Origin of the sequence: Paraburkholderia sp. BR10872 (genome assembly GCF_040965835.1) — a bacterium.
Classification (GTDB): Bacteria; Pseudomonadota; Gammaproteobacteria; order Burkholderiales; family Burkholderiaceae; genus Paraburkholderia; species Paraburkholderia nodosa_A.
In genome coordinates, this window is record NZ_JBFRCN010000009.1 from 16,977 (window position 1) to 43,490 (window position 26,514).

The following is a 26,514-nucleotide window of genomic DNA, read 5'->3' on the forward strand; positions in this document are numbered from 1 at the left end:
TCGTGGTTGTCGTGTCTTTTCTCATGCAAATTGCGCCGCGCGCTCGAACCGCTCGGGCGGCACGTGCGGCGGCGGATCGCCTTCGGGCAGCGTGGGCGGCGGGCGGTCGTCCGGTTGCGGCGGCAGCGGCGGGCGTTGCGGGTCGTCCAGCGGATCGGGCGGCGGCAAATGAAACGACGTCATGCAGGCGTACGGCATCGGCATGAATAACTCCTGTGGAGAGGCCATGGCGGTTGGAGGTGAGACACTTGCGTGCTACTGCGGTTTGGACACTTTCAGCTCGTTCGTTACGTAGACCACGCCGTCGAGCCCGTGGACCACGCTTTCGGCCTTGTCGCGCTGCGCCTCGTCGGGGACGGTGCCCGTGAGCGTGACGGCGCCGCGCTGGGTGGTGACGTGCACGTCGCTGGAGTTCACGCCGTCTGCAGCCATCAGCGCAGCCTTTGCGTGGGCGGTGATGAACGTATCGCTTGCCTCGCCGCCGTACCCCGGATTGCCCCCCGCGAGGTTGTGCGGCGGCAACTGATTGGGCCGCGCGGCGTGCTGAGACTCGCCGCTGCCCGCCTGTGGGCTACTCTGGGAAAGCGCCAACTGCGTGCCGAGCACGGCACAGAGGCCGACGAGGCCCGCGCGCAAGGCGCATTGCAACGGGTACATGGCAGCCTCCTTCACTTTGAGAGCCACAACTTGCCTGCCGCAACAGGCGTGCCGCAGCACTCAGCGCGTCCCGAGACACGCATCGCTCTCGCAAAAGCCGGTTCGGGCACAGCCGGTGCGCATAGGCGGGGAGACCTTTTCAAAGGAGCCGGCAATGCTTTACTACGCGATCGTTTTCTTCGTGATAGCCATCATCGCGGCTGTGTTCGGATTTGGCGGGATTGCGGCGGGCGCCGCGAGCATCGCCAAGATTCTGTTCGTCATCTTCGTGATTCTCTTTCTGGCGAGCTTGCTATTTGGCATCACGAGGCGATAAACATTCCCCGGCGGCGGTCAAGGCGCCACTTCGCCTGGGCATGCATGATGCGCGCGCCGGGGAGAAAGCGGCATGGAACCGTTGAAAATCGTGGTCATAGCCGCTTCGCGCGACGGTTTTTCTGCGCTGCGTACGCTCGCGGCCGGGCTCCCTGGCGATTTGCCGGCCGCCGTGTGCGTGGTTTTGCATATTGGCCGCCACAAAAGTACGCTGCCCGAACTGATGTCGCGCAGCGGTCCGCTGCCAGCCGCCCACGCCGCCGATGGCGAAGTGATACAGGCGGGCCGGATTTACGTGGCGCCGCCCGACCGGCATCTGATCGTCGAGAAAGGGCGCCTTCGGCTCTCCGATGGCGCAGCCGAGAACTTCTCGCGGCCCGCCGCCGATCCCTTGTTTCGCAGCGCCGCCATGGCGTACGGCAGCAAGGTGGTCGGCGTCGTGCTGAGCGGCGATCTCGACGATGGCTCAGCGGGCCTCGCAGCGATTCGCGCGTGTGGCGGCGCGTGTCTCGTGCAGGATCCGCAGGAATGCGAAGCGTCGTCCATGCCTGCAGCGGCCCTGCGCGCGGTAGACGGCGCGGCGACGGTGGCCGGCATTCAGGACATGGCTGCCGCGATCGGCGACGCCGTGCGTGCGGCGCCATTGGCTACCCTGGCTAAGGAGCGTGCCATGAAAGCGGGCTCGCAAACTGAAGAGGAGGCGCGTGTGGCCGCGCGCGGGTTCGTTTCGCCCGAAGAACTCGACAACGTCGGCGAACGCACGGCCCTCACATGCCCCGAGTGCGGCGGTACGCTCTGGCAGATAAAGAACGCGCGTCCACGCCGTTACCGTTGCCATACGGGTCACGCGTTTTCGGAGATGTCGCTGGAGGAGGGCATCGTCAGTCAGGTGGAGCGCGCACTGTGGACCGCGGCGCGCTCCGTCAGGGAGCACCTGGTGTACGCCCGCGAACGCAAGGACTGGGCTCAGCGTTCCGGCGACAGCGACTTCCTCGTAGTCGAAAGCGCGCGCGTGGCGAGGGCGCAGGAACTCGAAGCCATCATGCTTGAAGCGCTACGCGCGGTGGCGCGTACATCCGGCGTGAGCGGCTAGGACGCGTCGAGCAGATTGGTCGGCAAGCAATTCAGGAGTCCATCGATCATGAAAATCACCTTTCCCGAAGGACCGGTCGAGTACGACACGGAGGAGCTCGCGCTAACCTTTGTTGCCGTGGCGGATTCCGTCCCTGTGGACTGTGCCATTACGGCCGAAGCGCTGGAAGACCGCTTCGGCGCGAGATCGCTGCGCGAGCCCGATCTGCGCCAGGCATTTCACCGCAACCGCGACGCAATCGAAGCGGCGGCCGCCCGCCTCATCGAAGAGACGGACGGCAAGCCCGTGATGCTGCACAGCGGCTATTTGCGCATGTACGGCACCGGCAGGCACTGACTACTCGTACTACTCGCTCGCGCCAGCCTTGCAGCGCGCAATCTGCTTCTTCGCCTCTTCGACCACGCGCTCCGGCGTGAAGCCGAATTTGGTCTTCAGCGCCTTGAGCGGCGCGGAGGCGCCGAACGTGTGCATCACGATCTGCGAGCCGAAGCGGCCGACGTAGCGGTCCCAGCCGAGCGTCGCCGCCTGCTCCACGGCCACGCGTGCATGGATGTGCGGAGGCAGCACCGACTCGCGGTACGCCTCGTCCTCCAGTTCGAACACGTCCCATGACGGCATTGAGACCACGCGCGCTGCGATGCCCTCCTGTTTCAGCGTCTCATAGGCGGCAATGCAAAGCGAAACTTCGCTGCCCGTGGCGAGCAGCAGGACTTCGGGCTGCTTGCCGTCGGGTGCGTCGGCTAGCACGTATGCGCCGCGCCGCACGCCTTCCGCGCTCGCATATTTTTTGCGGTCGACGGTGGGCAGCGGCTGGCGCGACAAGACCAGGCAGGCCGGTTCGCGCGAACGTGCGAGCGCTACGCGCCAGGACTCGGCGACTTCGTTGGCGTCGGCGGGGCGCAGCGTGAGCAGGCCCGGCACAGCGCGCAGCGAGGCGAGCTGTTCGATCGGCTGGTGCGTGGGCCCGTCTTCGCCGAGGCCGATAGAATCGTGCGTGAACACGAAAACGACGGGCAGCTCCATGATTGCGGCGAGCCGGATCGGCGGCTTCATGTAGTCGCTGAAAATCAGGAACGTCGACGCGAAAGGCCGTAAGCCCGAAAGCGCGAGGCCATTGGAGACCGCGCCCATGCCATGTTCGCGAATGCCGAAGTGCAGGTTGCGGCCGTCGTAGTGATCGCGCTCGAAGCTGCCCGCGCCTTCGAACTTGAGATTGGTTTTGGTCGAGGGCGCGAGGTCGGCGGCGCCGCCGATCATCCACGGCACGCGTTGCGCAATGGCGTTGAGCACCTTGCCCGACGACTCGCGCGTGGCCATGCCCTTTTCGTCGGCCTCGAAGGTGGGAATATCGGCGTCCCAGCCGTCGGGCAGCTTGCCATCGAGCATCAAGCTCAGTTCCTTCGCTAGCTCCGGGTAGCGCTTCGCGTAGTCCTCGTAGCGTTGCTTCCATGCTTCGTGCTCTGCCTTGCCACGCGCGCCCATGCCTTGCGCGAAACGTTCGTACACACCATCGGGTACGAGGAAATGCGCGTCCTCGGGCCAGCCGTACGCGCGCTTGGCGAGGCGCACCTCGTCCTCGCCCAGCGCCTCGCCGTGCGCCGCCGCCGTGTCCTGCCGGTTCGGCGCGCCCCAGCCGATGATGCTCTTCACCACGATGAGCGTCGGCTTGTCGGTCACGGCCTGCGCTTTTTCGATGGCGGCTTCGATGGCATTCATGTCGTTCGCGTCGTCCACGTGCAGCGTGTTCCAGTGGTAGCCGCGAAAGCGCGCTTCGACATCGTCGCTATAGGCGAGGTCGGTATGGCCCTCGATCGTGATGCGGTTGCTGTCGTAGAACCAGATCAGATTCGACAGACCCAGATGGCCCGCGAGCGAAGCCGCTTCATGCGAGACGCCTTCCATCATGTCGCCGTCGCCGCACACCGTGTAGACGCGGTAGTCGAAGATCCTGGCGTCCGGGCGATTGAAGTGCTGCTCGAGCCAGCGCCCGGCCATGGCCATGCCCACGCTGTTGCCGAGCCCCTGGCCGAGCGGCCCGGTGGTCGTCTCGATACCTGTCGTCATGCGATATTCCGGGTGCCCCGGCGTCACGCTGTCGATCTGGCGGAAGTGTTTGATATCGTCGAGCGAGACCGCGGGCTTGCCCGTGAGCTTGCCATTTTCATCGATGGCCTGCACGCCCGCGAGGTGCAGCAGCGAGTACAGCAGCATTGAAGCGTGGCCGTTCGAGAGCACGAAGCGGTCGCGATTGGGCCATAGCGGCGCGGCAGGGTCGTAACGCAGATGATGCTGCCAGATCTGGTACGCAAGCGGCGCGAGCGCCATGGGCGTGCCGGGGTGGCCGGAATTGGCCTTTTGCACGGCGTCCATCGACAGGGTTCGGATCGTGTCGATGACGAGGCGGTCGAGATCGGATGGGTCGGCTTTCGTGGGCCTGGCATTCGACGATGAGTTCGATGACATGAGCGGAGACTCCTCGGCAGGGGCGCACTGCAACCGGGCGGCAGCGCGCGAAGGGATGGACGCGCAAACGCGGTGCCAGCCAACGCATGGCGGTTTGCACCGTACTCTGGATCGCGTCAGGAACCGATGGGCATAGCCTTTGCGGATTGAGACTACTCCTCTTTCCGATTACCGGCCCCGATGCGCACCACGTCACAACGCAAAATTGCTCTCATCACCGGTGCGGGCGCGGGCGTGGGCCGCGCCGCTGCGCAAGCGTTCGCGCGAGCGGGCTACGACGTCGCGCTGCTGTCGCGCGAACCCGAACGGCTCGCGCGGGCCGCTGCGCAATTACAGGCAGCCTACAGTGTGCGCGCGCTTGCGGTGCCCACCGACGTCGCCGACGCACAAGCCGTCGAAGCAGCCGCGGCGCGGGTCGAGCGCGAACTGGGCGACATCGACGTCTGGGTGAACGTCGCCATGGCGACCATTTTTGCGCCGCTCTCGTCGATCTCGCCGCACGACTTCGAGCGTGCGACCCAGGTGACGTATCTCGGCCAGGTGTACGGCACGATGGCGGCGCTCGCGCGCATGCGCACGCGCAATCGCGGCGCGATCGTCAACGTGGGGTCGGCGCTCGCCTCGCGCGCAATTCCGCTGCAATCTGCGTATTGCGGCGCGAAGTTCGCGGTGCGCGGCTTTACCGACGCCGTGCGATCGGAGCTGATTCACGATGGCCTCGACGTGCACATCTCGCTGGTCGATCTGCCCGCCATCAACACCCCGCAGTTCGACTGGGCAGCCAACCGTACCGGGCAGGAGGCACGGCCCGTTGCGCCCGTGTATGAGCCCGAAGTCGCCGCGCGCGCCATTCTGTTTGCTGCGCAACATCGGCGGCGCACGCTCTGGCTGGGCTGGTCCACGGTGCGCGCGATCATTGCCGACCTGATCGCGCCGGGGCTGCTCGACCGCTATCTCGCGCATGCAGGGTATCGCGGACAATTGACGGGCCACCCGCGCGCGCCCGACGTGCCCGACAACCTGCATGCACCCGTGCCGGGCGAGATCGGCGCGCACGGCCGCTTCGACCGTGAAGCGCGCAATGGCGGCGCGCCGCTCTTCACCGAACGCCATGTGCATGCGTTGATGGGCGGTGTGGCGATGGGTGTCTTTGGCGTGGCGATGGCATTCGCACGTTTGCGCAGGCAGGCGCGCTCACGCAGGTAATCGTTTCGCTGGCGCACGCTTGCCGCTCACGTTCGGCACGCAGGATGCGCATGCGCGCTGGTGCACCTCACCGACGTACGCGACGGCGCATCGGTGCAAGTGCTCATCGACGCTACGGTCGCGCGTTTCGGGCGCTTCGACGTGCTATATCGCGGGCGTAATCGTGTTTCTCGCGAGCGAAGACGCGCGCTTCATCACCGGTGCGAATATTCCCGTGGATGGCGGGTCGAGCGCTTCGAACGGGCAGCCGTGGCAGGCGCGAGGGCGCGCTTTGCAAGGCACGCGTTCTGCGCGCGTCGTAGTCGCATCGACAATACAAGGAGCCTGCCATGAACAGCACGCTGGACCCCGACAACGATCTTCCCGACTCCATGCCGCCGGGGCACGACACGGGCTCGCTGGGCCCGGGCGATTCATCCGATTCCGGCAGCGACACCCAGGGCGCGAAGCGCCACGAATTCGACCGCGACACGGAACTCGACAATCATGCGCTCGAAGCGGGCGAAGACGAAGCGCAGAGCGACACCGATAGGGCGGGCACGGGCGAACGCGCCGCAGCAGACGGCGACGAATCGCTGGAACCCGACGGCGACGTGCATCCGGATCGCATCGACGATCTGGGCGATGTTTAAACAGGTGGGCGCCCGCGATATTGCTGTCGTGCCAGGCGCCCGCACTTCTACCACATGTGTCGCCGCAGCACGGCCACTGTTACCGATGCGCCGTGTCCTTTCCGCCAGATCGGCGGCATAAATTTCCGCACTTTCACTCACTATCACGCCGCAGTTGATTCGGTGTGCGAAGTCATGCGATGCTCTCGTTGCCCGGGACCCGGCGATGCCATTGCGCATCCAGCCGGACCCGCACGCCGCAAACAAACGGCGTGAACGGGCCGGTGCGAAGAGACCAGCGAAGTGCCCCAACACCAAGGAGGCAACATGAGCACGCAGCTGCAGTCTCGCATCCACGCCGCATCGCCAAACGATGCGCATCGCATTCAAGCCAGCTTACAGTCACTCCCGCCCCGAAAGTCGCCGCAGCGTTCCCGCACTGCGATCAGCGCGGCCAGTATCGCGACGCTTTTGCTCGCCTGTGCAAACTGTTTTGCGGACACCCAGGTAGGCGCGCCGCTGCCGCCGGCGCCCGATATTCTGTACGGCGATCTGTTCGTGGCGGTGCAGACCGCTCAGATCTTCTCCGACCAGAAGACCTTCGTCGATTCGACGCCGACCACGGACCCCGCAACCATCGTTCAGCTCTACGAAACGCAGAAGAACCAACCCGGCTTCTCGTTGCAGAATTTCGTAAATCAATACTTCACGCCGCCGCCGGACCAGAGCATCACGCCGCCTGCGGGGCAGACCCTGCGCCAGCATATCGACTGGCTCTGGACCGGGCTCACGCGCACGACCACGTCGGCGCCCGACAACAGCTCGCTCGTGCCGCTGCCGAAGCCCTATGTCGTGCCGGGCGGGCGCTTCCGGGAGGGCTATTATTGGGACACGTACTTCACGATGCTCGGACTTCAGGAGTCGGGCCATGAAGATCTCGTCGACGACATGCTCGACAACTTCGCGTACATGATCAACACCTTCGGCCATATCCCGAACGGCAATCGCACCTATTATCTGAGCCGCTCGCAACCGCCGTTCTATTCGTACATGGTGGAACTCGCGGCGCAAAAGGAAGGCAACAGCGTGTACCAGAAGTACCTGCCCGCGCTGCGTAAGGAGTACGCGTACTGGATGCAGGGTGCGAGCAGCACGCCGCGTGGGCAAGCCACGCGCAATGTGGTCGTGCTGCGCGACGGCATGGTGCTCAACCGTTACTGGGACGAACTCGACACGCCGCGCGACGAGTCGTATATCGAAGACGTCCAGACCGCGCAGCAGGCCACGGGCCGCCCCGCCAACGCGGTCTACCGCGACCTGCGCGCCACCGCCGAAAGCGGCTGGGACTTCAGCTCTCGCTGGTTCGGCGACAACCAGAACCTCTGGACGGTGCGCACCACGTCGATCATTCCGGTCGACCTGAACAGCCTCCTGTTCCATCTGGAAACGACGATCGTGCGCGCCTGCACAGTCGCGCGCGATTTTGGCTGTGTGGGGCAGTTCGCCGGCTACGCCGCGCGCCGCGCCGAAGGCATCAACCGGTACCTCTGGAACAACAAGGGCTACTACGGCGACTACGACTGGCAACTCGGCAAATCGCGCGACAACCAGACACCGGCGATGATGTATCCGCTGATGGCAGGGGTGGCGTGGCCCGAGCGCGCGAAGAAGACGGCGCAGACGATGCAGAACGTGCTGCTCCAGCAGGGCGGCCTCGCCACGTCGATCTACAACACCGGCCAGCAATGGGATGCGCCGAACGGCTGGGCGCCGCTGCACTGGATCGCCATCCAGGGCCTCAAGCAATACGGGCGCAGCGATCTCGCGCAGCCAGTCGGTACGCGTTTTCTTGCCGACGTCGAGAACGTCTATAACACGCAGCAAAAGCTCGTCGAGAAATATATCGTCGAGGGCGCAGGTGAAGGCGGCGGCGGGGGCGGCGAATACCCGTTGCAGGACGGCTTTGGCTGGACCAACGGCGTGACGCTGATGCTGCTCGATATGTACGGGGGCGGTCAGTAAGTGTGAGAGCGGACCGCTTCCGGCGAGGCTACGTAGCGGTCCGTTTTAGTTTCGTTCCAGGCAATGTGATCGGAAGTCCGAAGTCCTGTCTTTCGCCGGCAGAGAACTGCGTGATTTGCCGCTGTGCGCAAAGTGCGAGCGGCGGCGCTCCGGTTCCAATGCGCGTGAGCGACATCTGCGGGAGTACTTTTTGCCCACGAAGAAGAGACCGGTCAGGGGGTCGTCTTCTTGCGGATCGATCCGATCGGGGCGCGAGTCCAGATCGAACAGTCGCCTGACGCACGGCAGAAGCTGCCCCACGACCGGCATCAGCGACATCGGCAAGGTGACTTCGAGCGCGTAGCGGATTCTGGCCAGATTTGGACATAAGTATTCGGGCCCTGAGCACCGGTCTGCGACTTGTGCAGCCGTATGTCTTAACAGCGCCTTTATGACTCGAACGGATTAACGTATCGGATTTGCTTCGTTGTCAGCCGGTGGCCGGATCACGTAGATTGAAGCTGTTGCTTACCTGAAAGGCATGCTGCGTGACTACCACCGCGACATTTACCGCTTCTGCGGCGTCGAACGCGTCCCACCGCTTCGACATTCTTCCCTTGAGTGCACCGCTCGGCGCGGAAGTGGTCGGCCTCGATCTCGCAGAGCCGCTGTCGCGCGAAGATTTCGCGCGCATTCATCGCGCGCACCTCGATCACCATGTGTTGGTGTTTCGCGACCAACGCATCACGCCGGAGCAGCAGGTCGAATTCAGCCGCCGCTTCGGGCCGTTGCAGATCCACGTGCTGCATCAGTTCGCGCTGGCGGGCCACCCGGAGGTGCTGATCGTCTCGAACATCGTGGAGAACGGCAAGCCCATCGGCCTTGGCGACGCGGGACACTTCTGGCATTCCGATCTTTCGTACAAGGAGAAGCCGAGCCTCGGCTCGCTGCTGCATGCACAGGAGTTGCCGGCAGAGGGCGGCGACACGCTGTTCGCCAACATGCATCTCGCATGGGACACGCTGCCTGCGCATTTGCGCAGCGCCGTCGAGGGGCGGCGCGCCGAGCATACCTATCTCGCGCGCTATGCGGAACTCCAGGCGCGCAGCCCGTGGCGGCCGAACCTGACAGCGGAACAGATCGCGCAGGTCAAGCCCGTTGTCCATCCCGTCGTGCGTACGCACCCGGAAACGGGCCGCAAGGCGCTGTTCGTGAGCGAGCACTTCACGACGCGCATCGTCGATCTACCGGAAGACGAAAGCCGCGCGCTACTCGACGCGCTGTTCGCACACAGCGTGCGTGCGGAGCATTGCTACCGGCACGAATGGCGCGAGCACGATCTCGTGTTCTGGGACAACCGCTCGCTCATGCACCTCGCGGCGGGCACGCCCGATCATCTGCGCCGTAAGCTCTATCGCACCACTATCGAAGGCGACACGCCGTTTTGACGCGCCAGATACAGCACAGAAGAATAGCGAATCCATCGTATGTCGTGGGTGCCGGGCTCGCTCGAACGGCCGCGCTATGCGCAGCGGCCCGCCTCTGCACGAACCGCGCGGCACATTTAGCTCCCCATTGCGGGATCGCTGACACTGTCCGCCCCCGTTTCGACCCGCCCTGCAAATCGGCGGGTTACGCCGTTCTCGGCGGCGAGCGTGAAGTCATACCAGCCATTCGATGACGTCACCGACCAGTACGGCTCGACCTGCATGCCTGGCGGAACCGCGTAGGTCCACGGACCATCGCTCCGGTACGCGTTCGATGTGACAGTCGTATTGGTGGCGACGCTGCCTGTGTTCATGATGGTCAGATAAACGGCGTTGTTGCCCGTGTCATAGCATACGCGAACCTCAGGATTGGGCCCGCTTTTCGCTTTGGTAACGTTGCCGGTGAACTGGCGGTGCAGGCCGTTCGGGCCGAGCACCCAAAGATCATAGGCGCCCGCATCCGCAGCGGCTGGCGTCCAGACATCCGAAAGCTCCTTGCCGGCTTCCACCGTGTAGCGGTGAGGTGGTTTGTCGAGATGCAGCTTGTCGTAGACGTGAAAGACAGCGCCCGCGCTGCCAGTGTTGCTGAAGATGAGCCACACGTTGCCGTTCTTCGTGTCGACATTGGCGCTGGTGTGCAGCTGATACGGCAGGGCACGCGACGGACGCGCCATTAGCGACTGCTTTGGCATCGTCTGGCTCGCGACCGAAGGCACCGGCACCGCGCCGAGCGCGCTTTGCTGCGCACTCTGGGCATCGGCGGCGGATTTGGTCGGTGCGGGGAGCGGCGCGACGGCCGTATCGTTTGGATTACTGAAGTTGAAGCAGGAGGTCAGGTCGCCGAATACTGCGCGACGCCACGGGCTGATGTTCGTTTCGCGTACGCCGAATCGCTGTTCGAGAAAGCGCAGCACCGAGGTATGGTCGAAGACCTGAGAGTTGACGAAGCCGCCCGTGCTCCACGGCGACACGACGAACATCGGCACCCGCGGGCCGGGTCCGTATGGCTGGCCGTCCGGTGCGAGCGGTGAAGAGTCGCCCGGCGGATTGGGAAGGGTGAAATATTCGTATTGCGTCGTGACCGTCGACTTGCCGGCATAAGTGCCGTTGCCATTCGGGGAAGGCGGGTTGGGCGCAGGCATATGGTCGAAGAAGCAGTCGTTCTCGTCGTAGTTCACGAAGAGCACGGTCTTGCTCCAGACATCGGGGTTAGCCGTGAGCGTGTCGAGCAGTAACTGGAGGTAGTAAGCGCCCTGGCCTGGGGTAGACGATCCAGGGTGCTCGCTATACGCCCCCGGCGAAACGATCCAACTCACCTGCGGCATTTGTCCCGCAGCGATGTCGTTGGCGAGGGCCTGCAGGAATCCGCCATCGGGCATCGTGTTGCCGATGCCTTTATAGAGCGGCGAAAGCGCCTCCATTGCCGGTGTGTAGGGTGCGTTCGGCGAACCGGAAATGGTTTCGTTGACCTTGCGAAACGCTGCGAAGCCAGCGAGCGGGTTGTCACCGTAGTTATCGGGCTGGTTCTCGTAGACCTTCCAGCTCACCCCCGCGGCTTGCAGACGCTCCGCGTAGGTGGTCCAGGTCAGGCCCGTCGCCGACGGGCCGAGGCCGTCCCATCCATTGTTGTTGACGACCGCATAGTTAGAGCCGGTGGGGCCGTTCGTGCCGGTCCACATGAAGATGCGGTTCGAGTTGGTGCCGCCGTGCAGCGAGCAGTGGTACGCGTCGCAGATCGTGAAGGCGTTCGCGAGGGCGAAGTGAAAGGGAAGGTCGGTGGACTGCAGATAGCCCATCGATACGTCGCCCTTCGATTTCGGCCATTGCGTCATGCGGCCGTTATCCCAGGCGCTGTGCGTGTCGGTCCACGAATGCGCGCCACCCGCAAGCAGCGCATTGCCTTTGGTGCTGTCCAGATAGAACGGTAGCACGGTGCGGCTGCCGTCGTTCTGCTGCCAGACAGTAGAGCCGCCCGGCTGTGGGATCGTGAAGCGGTCGGCGAAGCCGCGCACGCCAGGTAGCGTGCCGAAATAATGATCGAAAGAGCGGTTCTCTTGCATGAAGATCACGACGTGCTGCACGTCGTTGATCGTGCCGGTCGTGTTATTCGCGGGAATGGCGAGCGCGCGCCGGATGGCGGCCGGGAACACGCTGAACGTCGCGCCGGCCGCCGCGGCGCGCAGGAATTGACGGCGATCCAATGAAGTCATGATGTGGTGGGTTTTCTTCTACGTTGTCTTCGCGCGTAGCCGCGCGATACGAGGGCCGAACCGAGGGGCACGAACAGGCACTTTGCGTGCAGCGCGAACCGTGCGTCGGGCGTGCGCTGGGCACGCCTTGCGCGCGGTTCGCGTGACGTTCATGGCGCGCAGTTCAACTGCGTGTTGAGCAGCGGCTGCGAGGCGGCCACGCCAAGGGCCGCGTAGCTGCCCGAGGCGGGCGCCGCCACGATCGCGACCGGCGCGCTTGCGCCACCCGCACCCGCAGCCGCAGCCGCTCGCGCGGAAGACCCGCCGTTCGAACCGGGGCCGCAGGCCGCGAGCAGCGTGCACAGCATTCCGGTGAGCAGCGCACCTGCGCTGCGGTGCAGGTGCTGTGCGCCGTGCATTGCGGGAAAGCTATTCGCATTCATCGAGGAGTCTCTTACGGGAGAAGGGTGGAGAGCGGCTTGCCCGAAGCGAAGACCGTCTTCAGTTCAGCCTCAGTGACGGTGCGGTTCCAGAGCGCGAGGTCGCTGAACGACTGCACATCCGGGGGCGTAGCCGCGCACTTGCCAGGCGTGTAGGGCGGGGTGTCCTTGCACGCGTTCATGTAGTACTGGCCTGTGCCGTCCTCGTTGAGGCCGAAAGCGCCGAGGCCCGGCAGCTTCGACGCGGTCACCGTGACCGAGGCCGTGTACTTCTCTTCGCCGAGCACGGGATCAAACACGTAGCCCGTCATGGTCTTGCCGACCGTGTCGATTGTGAATGCTACGTAGGCCCACTTGTTCGCGGTGATGGTCGCAGCGTTCATGTCGTTGCGCGTTGTCCCATCGCCGATATTGAAGCGCACGTTACAACTCGTGCCCGAACCCGGGAACAGCGCGAACGTGATACCGGGGTTGCCCCCCGAGTAGTAGTTTTTGTTCGAGAAGATTGGCGTGCCGTTGCCCGTGAGATTCTGGCAAGACGTCATGACCCAGAAGCCCATTGTGAACTGCGGCTGTTTCGTCACGTCGTTGTTCTGCACGAGCTTGTAGCCGTCGTACCCATTCGTGTCGACAATGTTCGTATCCACCTTGAGACCCTGGCCGCCAAACGGATCTGGCGTAAGCGAGCCGCCGTTCGCATCCGCCGCCCAGGGGCCGAGCGTGCTGGCCGCCATCTTGTCGGCGGCTGGCAGCGCGCCGAATGCATAGTATGTCGAGAGGCCGTTGGTCAGCGTCGTCGCGAGAGCGGGCGGCGGGGGCGGGGGCGGAGGGGGTGCCACATACTCGATCTGGATCAGCGACGCGAGCGGCGCATTGCCCGCGGCCACCACGTAGTTGAACGTATAGGCGCCGGTCGTGCTGACGCCGAGCTGGCTGTCTGTGTACGTCGTCGTGCCTGCAGGGAGCGTGGCGATCTGCTGGCCGTTGCGTAGCACCGAGATCGCGCCGCTCGAAGGCGGGGTCCAGCTGAGCACCGTACTCGCATTGTCGCTGCCGGTGACACCGATGAGCTGCGACACCGGCTGCTGGCCGACCAGTTCGCCGCCGTCGAGTGCATACGTCACCGCGCTCGGCAGCGCACTCCAATAGGCGAGCAGCGTGGGCGTGATGTCTGCAATGCTGGCGCGGGTATATAGGTCCGCGAGCGAGGTGGGGGCGGCCGGATTGGTGAGGCGCCCGTTGGGTTGCTGGTTGATGCCGATGAAGCTCGTCGACTCCGGCGCGAGGGGGAGGGCGTCGGTGCCACCCGCGGCATTGAGGCCGTGGCTGGTTGTCACGAGCACGAGCCAATTCTCCCCGCTGCGTTGCGACACGTCGCCGACGAGCGTGCCGACGGCACTGTCGAGTTGCGCGAGCGTGGCTGAATAATTCGACGAGTTGAGGCCCCAGTTGAGAGCGGCGTCTTCGGCGGAGTGATACTGGGCGACGACGAGCGAGTAGCCGTTGTCGATCATGCTCTTGCCTTGAGTCGTCACGCAGCTGTCGACTGAGGCGCAGTTGACCACGGTGTCGATGTAGCCGGCGTTCTGGTCGGGCGTCAGGATCGAGGCGAAACCAGGCGAATCGACAGCTGCACCCAACTTGCCCGCACCCGCGGACTTCAATATCGAGAATACGGTAGGCGCGTGCAGCGCCTGTTTTGGCGCGTCGGATTCGATCTGATGGCGGTCGGCCCAGGAACCGGTCACGATCGTGGCCCAGCCGGGCATATCGAGATTCGGTTGCTGGCTGAGCGTGCTGTTCACGCCGCCACTATAGGCAGGCGCAATGTTCAGCTTCGCGAGGTTCGGCAGAGTGCCGGCCGCGATGCCTGCAGTGAGGGCGCTATAGGTTACGCCGTCGAGCTCAATCACGAGCATCTTGTTGAGAGTGCTGCTGGCTGTGCCCGATGATCCGATCGCCGCGTCGCCTGAGAAGGTCCGGTTTGCCGCCGATTGCGTGCCCCCACCGCAACCGCCGAGCGCGGTGACGAGTGCGAGACCACATGCGGCGTATACGAATGCCTGTCTTGTCATGGTTATCCCCCTGCAAAGATTCGCCGGTGTATCCAGCGATTGAGGGCGATATTAGGCAGCAGGCAAGACGCCTATATTGCGTTCTGCGAAAGATCCCCGATACACGTATCGGTTTTTTTTATGGGGAGGCCGATCGTCTCGGCCAACGTCGCCATGAATGTGGTGATGAGACGCGCGCCCGAACGGCTGCGCAGGTGGTAAAGATATTCGTATACGGCAGGGCATTCCGGCTCGATGGACACGGAAACGAGCGCTGAGCCAAGGGGCACCTCGCCCGCGGGCATCAGGGCGCAGCCGAGGCCGAGGCGGATCGCTTCACAGATCGCTTCGCGGCTGCCGATCTCGATGAGCGCGCGAGGCTCCACGCGGCGCTGCCCAAGCGCGGCCTCCGTTGCGGCGCGCGTGCACGAGCCCTGTTCGCGCAGCAGCAGCGTTTCGGCCGCGAGCACGTTCAAGTCGACGTTGCGCTGCCCCGCAAGCGGATGGCGAGGTTCGACGACGAGTACGAGCCGATCACTCGCGATGCGATGCAACTCGAGGCTCGCGTCGTCCACGTAATGGGATGAGACCGCGATATCGACGCGATGCTCCGCGAGCGCGTCGAGCACGGCTTGCGAATTGCCGATCTCGATGCCGATCTGGACGTGAGGATAGCGGCGACGAAATGCGGCGATGGTCGGCAGGACGTAGTAGGGGCCGGTGGTCCCGAGCCGGAAGCTGCCCGCGAACAACTCGCACTCGTTGCGCAGTACGAAGTCGATGTCGCTCTCCGCCTGCGTCATCCGGTCAATGAACGGCATGAGCGCCGCGCCGGTCTTCGTCACGTCAAGGCGGCTGCCGCGCCGATGAAAGAGTTGCACGCTGTACCGTTGCTCGAGCTGCTGGATGCGCGCTGTGACGGTAGGCTGACTTATCCCCAACCGTCGCGCGGCAGCCGTGACGCTGCCCTGTCGAACCGTTTCGTAGAATGCAGCAAGCAAAGGAGCAAGCATTTTCTGTTTTCCCAGACATTATCCGGCGGAGGGGATGCAGCATGTGGGGCGACCGTACACCACCGGTCCAGTCTCACGTTCGTGAGATAAGTAAGGACTGGAAGCTTTATCCGGGGCACGCGCTACCGAGTTATGAAGTCATTTCCTTGCGGTAGCGATTTGCCGTTCGAGATACGGGGCGGGCAGCACCGGCGAACGCCAGTACGTCGTCCACTCCCATGAAATTGTCCGGCAGTTCTTCGATTTGCTCGATCGGTGGGCTATATTGCGACCATGCGTTCGCTTAATCTCTCGGCAAATGCCGGCGGGGTGTATTCCGAGCGGTCCACGTAGATGTAATCTCTCATTCGGTCGTCGACATTCTGAACGATTTCCATGGCGTCGCCAAGGCAGCTATCGAGCGGCTCCGCGTTTCTCGCTTTGAGCAAAGCTGTTGCCTTTCAGCAAAAGCCGTTAAATAAGGCCACTCAGCAACCGCTTAGTTCTATGCGTCGAAGCAGTCGAAGGATTCAATGCGCGACGGTCAACGCACGCGTGTGACACGCGCCGACGGTCATGCCGAGCGTGAAGCGGCCAAGGATCATGATCCACGACGCTCGGCAAGCGGCAGAGGGTCCGGACGCAGAAATCACGCTGGATGCAGACAAGGGTTACGACGCAAGGTCGCCGGATGTATAGCGCCGCGACGCAGCACAACTTACCCTCAACCAATCTCAACCACAACCTTGCTAGCCGCACTCCCGTCGGCGACAGCCTCATAAGCCCACTCGGTGTCGTTCAGCGAGAAGCGCCGCGAATCCACCCGCGGCTTAAGCTGCCCCGCCTCGACAAGCCGCGTAGCCTCACCAAGCATCTCACCGTGATGCCCACGGTTCTTCCCACTCAAAAGGGGATAAAGCGTAAACACCCCCGAATAAGTCGCCTCACGAAACGACAGCGGCGCGAGCGCATGCGTGCCCCACCCAAGCGCGCTCACCACGTGCCCAAAATGCTTGACCGCGGCAAACGAAGCATCGAGCGTCTTGCCACCCACCGTGTCCACCACGAGATCAAACCCGGCACCTGCCGTATGAGCTTGAACGTACTGCTCGACGCTCAACGCGCCGTAATCGATAGGCGTCGCACCCAGTTGCGAAATCACATCGGCATTGCGCGTGCTCCCCGTCGCGAAGACAGTCGCATGAAGCGCGCGCGCAATCTGCACGGCCACGTGGCCGACGCCACCCGCGCCGCCCTGAACGAGCACGCTCTGACCCGCCGCCAGGTGTGCGCGATCGACGATGCCCGACCACGCCGTGATGAACGCAAGCGGCAACGCGGCGGCTTCGCGCATCGAAAGATTCGCGGGCTTGCGCGCGAGGAGGTCCGCGTCGACGGCAGCGTACTCGGCCAGCGAACCTTGGATGCCGCCCACGCCGCCCGTCATGCCGTACACCTCGTCGCCGGGCGCGAAACGCGTGACGCCCGCGCCGACCGCTTCCACCACGCCTGCCATGTCGATGCCGGGCACGAGCGGCAGCGGATGCTTCGCATGATCGGCCTTCCCCGCACGAATCTTGACGTCGAGCGGATTGAGGCCCGCAGCATGAACGCGCACGAGCACCTGGCCCGTTTGCGGTTCCGGGCGATCGAGCGTGGTCAGTTCGAGCGGACCATCGTACTGGCTGAGGACGAGTGCTTTCATTGTTAGTGTGTGTGCCGTTGCGAATTGAAATGGTTAGCCACGCGAGATTCACTCAGCCCTTGTGATTCAGCTGCGAGGCAGCGTCTCGCAATGCCGTGCGCAAGCCTTCTTCGACCACCGGGTGATAGAACGGCATCGCCAGCATGTCGTCCACGCTCAATCCCATCTGCACGCTCCACGCGAGCAGGTGCCCGATATGTTCCGCCGCCGGCCCGAGCCATTCCGCACCCACGAAGCGCCGCGTCGCACGCTCCACGTACACGTGGCCCAAGCCGTGGTTCTTGAGCATCACGCGGCTGCGCCCCTGATCTTCGAAGCTCACGGCGCCCGTCACGAAGCGGCCTTCCACCAGTTCCCGATGTGACTTGCCAACCATGGCGATCTGCGGATCGGAAAACACGACTGCTAGCGGTGCGCGGCGCGCAACGGGTTCGACTTCGGGAAAGCGAGCCGCATTGCGGCCCGCGGCGCGGCCCTCGTCGGCGGCTTCGTGCAGCAGCGGCAGCACGTCGTTCGCGTCGCCCGCCAAAAACACCGGCGCGGTGCCGATCTGCAGCGTAGCCGCGTCGAAACGCGGCACGCCGTGCGCGTCGAGTTCGAGCGAGGTGTTTGCGAGGCCCAGCTTCGCCACGTTGGGGTTCCGGCCCGTTGCTGCCAGGACGTAATCAAACGTTGCTTCGGACTGCGTGCCATCCGCACGGGCATAGCGCAGCGTCACGCCCGCGTCGCTGCGCGTAGCCGATACCACACGTCCCTGCGTCTCGAACTGCATTTCTGCGCCGAACACGCGGTGTGCTGCGCTGATCAGACGCGGGTCCGTGAGCGGTCCCACGCTGCCGTGCGAGCCGCCGTACAACGTCACCCGCACGCCGAGCCGCGCAAGCGCCTGGCCGAGTTCCAGACCGATTACGCCCGCACCGACCACCGCCACACTGCGCGGCAAGTCCTCCCACGCGAACACGTCGTCGTTGACGATCAGCCGCTCGCCTAGTCCGGCGAGCGACTCGGGTACCGTGGGCGTCGAGCCCGTGGCGATCACGACGCTCTTTGCGCGCACCTGTATATGCTCGCCAACCTGGAGGAGCCCGTCGTCGATGAAGCGGGCGTGCCCGACCAGGCGGTCCGCTTCGGGCAGGGCGAGCGTGCTGTCAACGACGAACCCAACGAACCGGTCCCGCTCGCTGCGCACGCGCTCCATCACAGCCCGGCCGTCGATCTCCATACCGAGCGGATTCACGCCGAAACGCGGCGCCATCGTTACCGCGTGCGCCGCCTCGGCCGCCGCGATCAGCAGCTTCGAGGGCATACAGCCCACGCGCGCGCACGTCGTGCCGTAAGCGCCGCCTTCAATGATGATCGCGCTTGCACCTTCCGCCTTCGCGGCGCGGTAAGCGGAGAGTCCGGCCGTGCCGGCGCCGATGATGGCGACATCCGTTCGCAGGGTTTGCATCGTGTTTCCTCGAGGGGTTCATGCATTCGTTTCCATGACCCAGTCTAGGAGGTCCACACACGCGGGTGAATGTCGGCGCTGCTCAAGTTCATGCCCGATCGTCTCACGGGCGGCGGCGCGCGGGCCGCCGGTCAACCGGGCATGTGCTGCGCGAGCCAGTCGATCAACACGCGCACCTTCGGCGGTAAAAACCGGTTGGGCGGATAGAGCATCCACACTGGGCCGCTGTAAGCGCGCGGCTCCAGCGACCACTCAGGTAGCACACGAACGAGCAGACCGTCGCGCAGAGCATCCGCCGCGGCGAATTCGGGCAGGCTCGCAATGCCCCAGTCCGCGAGCGCCGCATCGCGCCGCGCGCCCACGTCGTTGGCGATATAGCGGCCCTTCACCTCGACGGTATGCGTCTGTGTGCCGCGCCGGAAGGTCCAGCGGTTGTCGTCGGGCGTTTCGCCGAGATAGAGGCAGTCGTGGCGGGCGAGGTCCTTTGGGTGCTTCGGCGTGCCGTGCGCGCGCAGATAGCCGGTGGACGCGCACGGCATCCACTGCAGCGTGCCGAGCCCGCGCGCCGCGAGCCCCGGCGGCGGCGTGGGCGTCGGGCGAATCACGATGTCGACGCTGTCTCGTACCGGATCGACGTCGCGGTCGGTAAAGATGAGCTGCACCGCGACCTCCTCATACGCGCGCAGGAAGCCGGAAATCAGCGGATGAATGACGCTTTGCGCAAACGAAATCGGCGCGCTGATGCTGACGCGGCCATGCGGGCGGTCGGTGAGGCGGCTGGCGGCTTGCGCCGCGCTGGCGGCGGCTTCGACCATGTCCGTACAGTGACGGTAGACTTCGGCGCCGGATTCCGTGAGCCGCAGGCTGCGCGTGGAGCGCTCCAGCAGGCGCGTGCCGAGCGCGCGTTCGAGCCGCTGCATCTGGCGGCTCACCGTGGAAGGGGTGCTGCCGAGCTGGCGGGCCGCGACCGAGAAATTACCGGCGTCGACCACGCGGGCGAAGGTGGCTAGATCGGGGAGCAGGGGCAGGAGGTCAGCGGGATTCATGGCGGTCAGGGTTGAGCCATCTGTGCATCCAGAGCATAAATGATGTTCCGTCGAAGTGGATTATCGCCGGGAAGTCATTGCCGGACAATGTGCCCGTTCCCGGCCAATCTGCACGCTCGTTCCCCATGAATGCCCTGACCCGTTCGTCCCGCACCGTCGATCTATTGCTTGTTGCTGTCGCGCTTATCTGGGGCACGAGCTATGGCGTGGTGAAGGGTGCGCTGCTTGTCTATCCGGTGCTGGGTCTGCTCGCGCTGCGCTTTGGCACCACCTTCGTGCTGCTGTCGCCCGCGTTACGCGGTCTGCGTCATGTGACGTGGCGCGAGCAGATCGGCGTGATCGGCGCAGGACTCCTGCTGCTCGGCATCTTTCTGGCCGAGACGTTTGGCGTTTCGCTCACGAACGCCTCGAACGCCGCGTTTCTCATCAGCCTGTGCGTAGTCCTCACGCCGCTCGTGGAGTGGGCGTGGCTCAAGCGCGCGCCGCGGCCGGTGGAATGGGCGGCGGCTGGCGTGTCGCTGTTTGGCGCGCTGCTCCTGACGGGCGGCCATGTGGCGGCGAGCCCCGGCGATCTGCTGGTCGTGCTGGCCGCGCTGCTGCGCGCATTGACGACCTGCGCGGTCAAGCGCGTGATGAAGTCGGGTGCCGTGCCGCCGCTCACGGTGACGGCGGTCCAGTCCGCCATCGTTTCGATCGGCTGCGCCGCGCTCGCGTTGACTGTTGCGCCCGAACAGTGGCGGCCGTTGCCGCCCTGGCAGGGGCACGGCGTGTTCTGGGGCAGCGTGATCTATCTCGTGGCGGGCTGCACGCTGTTCGCCTTCTTCGTGCAGAACTACGCCGTGAGCCGCAGCAGCCCCACGCGCGTGGCGTTGCTCATGGGCAGCGAGCCGGTGTTCGGCGCGCTCTTTGCATGCGTGTGGCTTGGCGAGCGGCTTACTTTGGCCGCGTGGATCGGCGGCATGCTGATCGTTGCCGCTTCGCTTTTCGCGCTCAAGCGCGAACCGCAGGCCGAAGCGCAGATAGAAGCGCAGGACGCCGTGAAAGCGTAGGCCGCGCCCACATCCGCAAAGCTGATATGCAATTGCGAATTAACTGGTAGGGGATCGGGACGCAGGCTGTTCCAATGGGCGTTTGGACCTTCGATGCCGCAGGAGCGAGCCTTACGATGGCGAAAACGAACAAACCCATTTTGCTCAACGCGTTCAACATGAATTGCGTGGGACACATCAATCACGGGCTGTGGACGCACCCGCGCGACCGCTCGACCGACTACCGCACGCTCGCGTACTGGACGAATCTCGCGCGTACGCTGGAGCGCGGGCTCTTCGACGGGCTTTTTCTCGCCGATATCGTGGGCGTCTACGATGTCTATCAGCGCAACGTGGACGTGACGCTGCGCGAGTCGATCCAGTTGCCGGTGAACGACCCCACGCTCGTCGTGCCGGCCATGGCCGCTGTGACCGAGCATCTCGGCTTTGGCGTGACGGTGAACCTCACATACGAGCAGCCTTATTTGCTGGCGCGGCGCTTTTCGACGCTCGATCACCTCACGCAGGGCCGCATCGGTTGGAACATCGTGACGGGCTATCTGGACAGCGCGGCGCGCGCCATGGGACTCGAGCAGCAACTGCCGCACGACGAGCGCTACGACCGGGCGGACGAATACCTGGAAGTCCTCTACAAACTCTGGGAGGGCAGCTGGGAAGCGGACGCCGTGCGGCGCGACAAGGCCGCGCGTGTTTTCGCCGATCCCGCGAAGCTGCATCGCGTGGAGCATGCGGGACGTTACTACCGCGTGGACGGTTATCACCTGGCGGAACCTTCGCCGCAGCGCACGCCGGTGCTGTTCCAGGCGGGCAGTTCGGGGCGCGGGCAGCGCTTTGCGGCGCGTCACGCGGAATGCGTGTTCATTTCGCCGCCAAGCCGCGCCGCCGCGCGCGAGACAGTGCGCGCGTTGCGCGAACAATTGGTGCAAGCGGGGCGCCGGCCCGACGATGTGAAGGTCTTCGTCGGCGTGGCGGTGGTGCCGGGCTCCACTGAGCGCGAAGCGCGCGAGAAGTATGCCGACTACCGGCAATATGCGAGCCGTGAAGCGGGGTTGGCGCATTTCGCGTCGAGCACGGGTGTCGATTATTCGCAATACGATCTGGACGCGCCCGTGGATTATGCGCCGGGCAATGCGATCGAATCCGCCACGCGGACGGCGAAGCAACACGGCTGGACGCGGCGCAAGCTGCTCGAGATGTTCGAGCTGGGTGGGCGCTATCCGGCGATTGTCGGCAGCGCTTCGCAGGTGGCAGATGAACTGCAGGCGTGGATTGACGAGGCGGATGTGGATGGGTTCAACCTGAGCCGCACTGTCGTGCCCGAGAGCTACGAGGATTTCGTGGATCTCGTCGTGCCGGAATTGCAGGCGCGTGGGCGGTATAAGACGGCGTATGCGCCGGGGACGTTGCGGGAGAAGTTGTTTGGGGGGGAGGCTACCTTGCCGCAGCGGCATGCTGGGGCGGGGTATCGTTGGGCGGGTGAAGTGGCTTGAATGGGATTTAATGGGAGAGGCCAAAGCGCCGGGGAGCCGCGAACAAAAAGCATCACGGCGCCCCGCGGCAAACCCACCCACTCGCTTACTGCTGCGGCGCCCCCTGCCAGGCAGGCAACGTAGCCCCGTGATACACAGCAATAATCTCCGACGCCACATTAGGCTGCTGATAGCTCTCCACAAGCGCACGCACCCAACCCGCGTTAGCGTCCTTCTCATTCACGGCAATGAAGTTGCGATAAGGATTGCCAGTCACCTTCTCCTGAGCAATCCGCTCCTGCGGAATCTTGATGCCGGATTTGACGGCCCAGTCCGTATTGACAACGGCCGCATCCAGATCGCCAATCGCGCGCCCGACGATACCCGAATCAAGTTCCTTGATATGGATATTCTTCGGGTTCTTCGCGATGTCGCGTGCGGTCGGCAGCAGGCCGACGTCCTCGCGCAACGTAATGAGTCCCTGTGCCTGGAGCAGCAGCAGCGAGCGGCCTTCGTTGCTCGGATCGTTCGGCACGCCAATGGTCGCGCCCTGCGGCAGGTCCGCCACTGACTTCACCTTGCGCGAATACAGCCCGATAGGCTGCACGTAGGTAAAGCCGACCGGCACGATCTTGTAGCCGCGCGCCTTGATCTGCGCGTCCAGATACGGCTTGTGCTGGAACGAATTGGCGTCGAGGTCGTGGCTGGAAAGCGCTTCGTTGGGCTGCGTGTATTCGGAGAACGTGGTCACCTTGATCGTGAGGCCGCGCTTCGCGGCGTTGGCGGCCACCACGCGCCATACGTCCTCGTCTTCACCCGACATGATGCCAACGCGCAACGTCTGGTCTGCCGCGTGCGCGAGCGTCGCGCCCCCAATACTTACGCCCAGCGCGAGCGAAGCCAGCAGCGCGCCCAGCAAGGTTCTTTTCTTCATAGAATCCATTATTCGAAGAGTTGTGGATAGGGCGATGCTAGAGAGCGCGCGGCAAGCGGACAACCAATTTTGGGAGGATTGCTTAGCTATATTCGTCGTTTTGCGGCACGCAGCGACGTGGCTAGGATGCAGCGATTCCATTCCTCACGCGAGTCTCGTTCCATGTCCACTCTCGCCGTTCCCGCTTCGGAACTCGTCGAAGCCACCGGGCAAGCGCAAGCCCCGCAACATGCCGTGATCCGCTCCGCTCAGGACGTCTCCCGTATCGTCAACGCCGGCGCAGCGCAGGGCAGCAACGCGCGTATCGTGATCGCGATCGCACTGGGCGGTGTGTTTCTCGATGCCTACGATCTCACCTCGCTCGCCTATGGCATCAAGGATATCGCACGCGAATTCTCGCTATCGCCAGTGCAAGTCGGCTTCGTTTCGGCGGCCATTACGTTCGGCGCGATTCTCGGCGCCCTGTTCGGCGGCTATCTCACGGACCGCATCGGGCGCTACCGCGTATTCATGGCCGACATGCTGTTCTTCGTGGTGGCCGCAATCGCGGCCGGGCTCGCGCCCAACGCCTGGGTGCTGGGCGGCGCACGCTTTCTCATGGGCTTCGGGGTGGGGCTCGATCTGCCGGTCGCCATGGCGTTTCTCGCCGAGTTCTCGCGCGTGGCGGGCAAGGGCAACAAGGCGGCCAGCGTGGCGGCGTGGTGCCCCGCGTGGTACGCGGCCACGAGCACCTGCTATCTGCTCATTCTCGGCCTCTATGCGATCCTGCCCGAGCATCAGCTCGGCTGGCTCTGGCGTATCACGCTCGCGTTCGGCGCGGTGCCGGCGCTCGTCATCATTGCCGTGCGTAGCCGCTATATCAGCGAGTCGCCCGTGTGGGCCGCGAATCAGGGCGATCTGGAAGGCGCGGCGCGCATTCTCAAGCGCTCGTATGGCGTGGATACCGTGGTCGAGCGAGGCGAAGCGCCCACGCGAGCGCCGCGTGCCGCTTCATGGCGCAACTACGGCGTGCTTTTCAACGCCACGTATCGTCGCCGCACGATTCTTGCCGCAACGATCGGCGCGGCGTCTTCTTTCGGTTACAACGCGATCATTTTCGGCCTGCCCGTGATCATCGCGAGCTTTCTCCAGCAGGGTCCGCTCACGACCATCGTTGCTTCGCTCACGCTGAACCTGTTGTTCGCTTTCGTTGGCGGGTTGATCGGCGTGCGTACCGCGCCCACCGTCGGCGCGTGGAAAATGACCGTTCTCGGTCACACGCTGCAGTTCGTCTCGCTCATCGGTCTTGCGCTGATCGGCCATCCGGGGAGCGCCTTTTTCGTTGTGGTCGCCATTCTGCTGCTGGGCGGCTATCTGTTCGGGCAGGGCTTCGGCCCCGGCTCGCATTGCATGACCTATGCATCGCTCAGTTATCCGACCTCGCTGCGCGGCATTGGCGTGGGTTTCAATCAGACGCTCGTGCGCTCCGCTTCCACGGTGTCGCTATTCCTGTTTCCCGTGCTCGCCGCGGCGCTCGGCACGAAGGTCTTCTGGGTGATCGCCATCGCGCCGCTCGCTTCGCTGCTCGTGTTGCTCGCGATCCGCTGGGAACCCTCGGGCTACGACATCGATAGCGAGGATTATGCGGATGAGCGCGAAGACGCTGCGATTGCAGCATAAGCAAAGAGGAATAAGTCATTTTCGTTTCGAACATGCGCATTCCATACTGAGTGCGAGGCGCGTGCTTCGGGATGTGTAGCGCCTGTTTAACGGCGACATGGCGATTGCCGCAATCGAGGTTTGAACAGGGGAAAACTAACTATGAGCCATACGACTCTTGCGGATGAGGGTGGCAAGCGCGCGGGTGAGACCGTCACCGCGCAACGCAGGCCGTTCGGGACGGAAGACTGGTGGGCGGTTGCAATCGGGCTGTTCGTAATTGCGATCGCGTATGGGCTGTTTGCTTCGGGCGGCAGTATCAAGAGCCTTGCCGTGGCGCCCGGGCGCTGGAACGACTTCGACGAGCTCGCTCGCAACCTCGCCGCGCATGTGGGAGCCTATGTCGCGCTTTTCGTGGGGTTTGCGGCCGTGTTCTCGGTGGCCATTGCGGCGCTCGGCTTGCCGGTCGCGCAATTCATTCGGGGATTCTTCGTCCTCTTCGTGGTGTCGGCGGCCATCTTCATCGTCGGCGCCTGGGCGCAGGCCGCGCGCTACAACCTTGAGCCGCCGCTCATCGCACTGGCGCTCGGGCTCATCGTGTCGAATATTTTCACTGTGCCCGCCTGGCTTGCGCCGGCGCTGCGCGTGGAGTTCTACATCAAGGTCGGGATCGTGCTGCTCGGCGCGACGCTGCCGCTCACGTTGATTGTGTGGGCGGGGCCGGTTGCCGTGGGGCAGGCTACCATCGTTTCGCTCGTCACGTTTTTCGTGATCTATGGCACGGCGCGGGCGCTGAAGATCGACCAACGCTTCGCCGCAGTGCTCGGCGTGGGCGGTGCGGTGTGCGGCGTTTCGGCCGCGATCGCGATTGCGGGCGCGGTGCGCGCGCGGCGCGAGCAGGCTTCGGTTGCGATCACGCTGGTCGTGGTGTGGGCGATCGTGATGGTGTTCGCGCTGCCGGCGCTTTCGCGTGCGTTCGGCCTGCCGACCGGTGTGGCTGGGGCGTGGATCGGCACTTCGGAGTTCGCGGACGCGGCGGGCATTGCTGCCGCCCAGGCCTACGGCGACTTTGCGCGACACGCGAGCGGCGCAGTGGCGGGTGCGCCCGATGCATCGCTGCAAGCATTCGTGTTGATGAAGGTGGTGGGCCGCGACATCTGGATCGGCATCTGGGCCTTCGTGCTGGCGATCGTGGCGACCACGCGCTGGGACCGCGAGGCCGGTGACGAAGTGCAGACCACGACGCGCGCCCGCGAAATCTGGACGCGGTTTCCCAAGTTCGTGGTCGGGTTCGTGATTGCTTCGGCGTTTGTCACGTGGGTCGCTTCGCACTACACGCTGGCCGAATACCGCAGCGCCGTAACGCCAGGCTTCGTCGCGCCGATCGTCGCGTTGCGCACGTGGGCGTTCACGTTCTGCTTTCTCAGCATCGGCCTCACGACACGCTTCGCCGCGCTTTCGTCAACGGGCGTCAGGCCGCTCGTCGCGTTCACGGTCGGTGTGGCCGTGAATGTGGTGCTCGGGTATCTGCTTTCGGCGCACCTGTTCGCGCCGTACTGGCTTGCGCTCGGAAAATGAACTTGAATGGCGCGGCGCAATCCGGGAAGCGCCCACTGTGCGGGCAGTGTGCGCACTGGGCCGAAGACCGCGCGTTGCTGGAGGCACGCATCCCCGGGTTGGCTTCGTTCGGCTCGGCTTATGGGGCGAGTGTCGGG

22 protein-coding genes and 2 pseudogenes are annotated in these 26,514 nt (G+C 64.4%); 13 read left to right on the forward strand and 11 right to left on the reverse strand.

Annotated features, from left to right (window positions below; genetic code table 11):
- Positions 1–21: 21 nt before the first annotated feature.
- Both AB4Y43_RS09810 and AB4Y43_RS09815 read right to left on the reverse strand, forming a co-directional pair.
- Positions 22–204 (reverse strand): hypothetical protein, encoded by a 183-nt coding sequence (locus tag AB4Y43_RS09810; protein WP_069263253.1) that lies wholly within the window; start codon positions 202–204, stop codon positions 22–24.
- A gap of 51 nt (positions 205–255) precedes the next feature.
- Complete coding sequence (locus AB4Y43_RS09815) at positions 256–657, reverse strand: BON domain-containing protein (RefSeq protein WP_342948671.1); 402 nt, start codon at positions 655–657, stop codon at positions 256–258.
- A gap of 154 nt (positions 658–811) precedes the next feature.
- On the opposite strand from AB4Y43_RS09815, the gene AB4Y43_RS09820 reads away from it, so the two are divergent.
- The 3 genes from AB4Y43_RS09820 (at position 812) to AB4Y43_RS09830 (ending at position 2,401) form a co-directional block, all read left to right on the forward strand.
- On the forward strand, positions 812–973 hold the full coding sequence (locus AB4Y43_RS09820; RefSeq protein ID WP_042267338.1) for a DUF1328 domain-containing protein: 162 nt from the start codon (positions 812–814) through the stop codon (positions 971–973).
- A 72-nt stretch (positions 974–1,045) separates the two neighbouring features.
- Positions 1,046–2,065, forward strand: a complete 1,020-nt coding sequence (locus AB4Y43_RS09825; protein WP_069263261.1) for a chemotaxis protein CheB — start codon at positions 1,046–1,048, stop codon at positions 2,063–2,065.
- 48 nt (positions 2,066–2,113) lie between these two features.
- Positions 2,114–2,401, forward strand: a complete 288-nt coding sequence (locus AB4Y43_RS09830) for a DUF1488 domain-containing protein (protein ID WP_069263263.1) — start codon at positions 2,114–2,116, stop codon at positions 2,399–2,401.
- A gap of 9 nt (positions 2,402–2,410) precedes the next feature.
- Here AB4Y43_RS09830 and tkt read toward each other — a convergent pair whose 3' ends face one another.
- Positions 2,411–4,528, reverse strand: coding sequence for a transketolase (tkt, locus tag AB4Y43_RS09835; RefSeq protein WP_368727698.1), 2,118 nt, complete (start codon positions 4,526–4,528; stop codon positions 2,411–2,413).
- A gap of 180 nt (positions 4,529–4,708) precedes the next feature.
- Between tkt and AB4Y43_RS09840 the strand changes: the two genes are divergently transcribed.
- The 5 genes and pseudogenes from AB4Y43_RS09840 to AB4Y43_RS09860 all read left to right on the forward strand — a co-directional run bounded on the left by AB4Y43_RS09840 (position 4,709) and on the right by AB4Y43_RS09860 (position 9,794).
- Positions 4,709–5,734 (forward strand): SDR family oxidoreductase, encoded by a 1,026-nt coding sequence (locus AB4Y43_RS09840; RefSeq protein ID WP_069263269.1) that lies wholly within the window; start codon positions 4,709–4,711, stop codon positions 5,732–5,734.
- Positions 5,735–5,882: 148 nt separating this feature from the next.
- Positions 5,883–5,990, forward strand: a pseudogene (locus tag AB4Y43_RS09845) (SDR family oxidoreductase); the annotation flags it as partial.
- 73 nt (positions 5,991–6,063) lie between these two features.
- A complete protein-coding gene (locus tag AB4Y43_RS09850) occupies positions 6,064–6,366 on the forward strand; it encodes a chemotaxis protein (protein WP_069263274.1) in 303 nt (100 codons plus the stop codon).
- 306 nt (positions 6,367–6,672) lie between these two features.
- Positions 6,673–8,367 carry an alpha,alpha-trehalase TreA gene (treA, locus tag AB4Y43_RS09855; RefSeq protein ID WP_368727699.1) on the forward strand — a complete coding sequence of 565 codons (1,695 nt, stop codon included), beginning with the start codon at positions 6,673–6,675 and terminating at the stop codon, positions 8,365–8,367.
- A 527-nt stretch (positions 8,368–8,894) separates the two neighbouring features.
- A complete protein-coding gene (locus AB4Y43_RS09860) occupies positions 8,895–9,794 on the forward strand; it encodes a TauD/TfdA family dioxygenase (protein WP_069263279.1) in 900 nt (299 codons plus the stop codon).
- 116 nt (positions 9,795–9,910) lie between these two features.
- On the opposite strand, the gene AB4Y43_RS09865 is transcribed toward AB4Y43_RS09860, so the two are convergent.
- From AB4Y43_RS09865 to AB4Y43_RS09880, 4 genes are all read right to left on the reverse strand, one after another.
- A complete protein-coding gene (locus AB4Y43_RS09865; protein ID WP_368727700.1) occupies positions 9,911–12,043 on the reverse strand; it encodes a phosphocholine-specific phospholipase C in 2,133 nt (710 codons plus the stop codon).
- Between the two features lie 149 nt (positions 12,044–12,192).
- Positions 12,193–12,465, reverse strand: a complete 273-nt coding sequence (locus tag AB4Y43_RS09870; protein WP_368727701.1) for a hypothetical protein — start codon at positions 12,463–12,465, stop codon at positions 12,193–12,195.
- A gap of 11 nt (positions 12,466–12,476) precedes the next feature.
- A complete protein-coding gene (locus tag AB4Y43_RS09875) occupies positions 12,477–14,537 on the reverse strand; it encodes a LamG-like jellyroll fold domain-containing protein (RefSeq protein WP_368727702.1) in 2,061 nt (686 codons plus the stop codon).
- A gap of 71 nt (positions 14,538–14,608) precedes the next feature.
- Positions 14,609–15,529, reverse strand: coding sequence for a LysR substrate-binding domain-containing protein (locus tag AB4Y43_RS09880; RefSeq protein ID WP_368683099.1), 921 nt, complete (start codon positions 15,527–15,529; stop codon positions 14,609–14,611).
- A 536-nt stretch (positions 15,530–16,065) separates the two neighbouring features.
- Here AB4Y43_RS09880 and AB4Y43_RS09885 point away from each other — a divergent pair.
- A pseudogene (locus AB4Y43_RS09885) lies at positions 16,066–16,186 on the forward strand (IS5/IS1182 family transposase); the annotation flags it as partial.
- Between the two features lie 46 nt (positions 16,187–16,232).
- On the opposite strand, the gene AB4Y43_RS09890 reads toward AB4Y43_RS09885, so the two are convergent.
- From AB4Y43_RS09890 to AB4Y43_RS09900, 3 genes are all read right to left on the reverse strand, one after another.
- Positions 16,233–17,213, reverse strand: coding sequence for a zinc-dependent alcohol dehydrogenase family protein (locus tag AB4Y43_RS09890; RefSeq protein WP_368727703.1), 981 nt, complete (start codon positions 17,211–17,213; stop codon positions 16,233–16,235).
- Positions 17,214–17,265: 52 nt separating this feature from the next.
- Positions 17,266–18,663 (reverse strand): dihydrolipoyl dehydrogenase, encoded by a 1,398-nt coding sequence (locus AB4Y43_RS09895; protein WP_368727704.1) that lies wholly within the window; start codon positions 18,661–18,663, stop codon positions 17,266–17,268.
- Positions 18,664–18,794: 131 nt separating this feature from the next.
- Complete coding sequence (locus AB4Y43_RS09900) at positions 18,795–19,709, reverse strand: LysR family transcriptional regulator (protein ID WP_342948681.1); 915 nt, start codon at positions 19,707–19,709, stop codon at positions 18,795–18,797.
- Positions 19,710–19,834: 125 nt separating this feature from the next.
- Here AB4Y43_RS09900 and AB4Y43_RS09905 point away from each other — a divergent pair, with 125 nt between their 5' ends.
- Both AB4Y43_RS09905 and AB4Y43_RS09910 read left to right on the forward strand, forming a co-directional pair.
- Positions 19,835–20,758: a DMT family transporter gene (locus tag AB4Y43_RS09905; protein ID WP_368727705.1), complete on the forward strand. Its 924-nt coding sequence runs from the start codon at positions 19,835–19,837 to the stop codon at positions 20,756–20,758.
- A gap of 116 nt (positions 20,759–20,874) precedes the next feature.
- Positions 20,875–22,248, forward strand: a complete 1,374-nt coding sequence (locus tag AB4Y43_RS09910; RefSeq protein ID WP_368727706.1) for an LLM class flavin-dependent oxidoreductase — start codon at positions 20,875–20,877, stop codon at positions 22,246–22,248.
- 85 nt (positions 22,249–22,333) lie between these two features.
- Here AB4Y43_RS09910 and AB4Y43_RS09915 read toward each other — a convergent pair whose 3' ends face one another.
- The gene (locus tag AB4Y43_RS09915; RefSeq protein ID WP_368618232.1) at positions 22,334–23,161 is read right to left on the reverse strand and encodes a MetQ/NlpA family lipoprotein; all 828 of its coding nucleotides are present in this window, start codon (positions 23,159–23,161) and stop codon (positions 22,334–22,336) included.
- A gap of 162 nt (positions 23,162–23,323) precedes the next feature.
- Here AB4Y43_RS09915 and AB4Y43_RS09920 point away from each other — a divergent pair, with 162 nt between their 5' ends.
- A complete protein-coding gene (locus tag AB4Y43_RS09920; protein WP_368727707.1) occupies positions 23,324–24,820 on the forward strand; it encodes an MFS transporter in 1,497 nt (498 codons plus the stop codon).
- A 141-nt stretch (positions 24,821–24,961) separates the two neighbouring features.
- Complete coding sequence (locus AB4Y43_RS09925) at positions 24,962–26,377, forward strand: YeiH family protein (RefSeq protein WP_368727708.1); 1,416 nt, start codon at positions 24,962–24,964, stop codon at positions 26,375–26,377.
- The last annotated feature ends 137 nt before the right edge of the window (positions 26,378–26,514 follow it).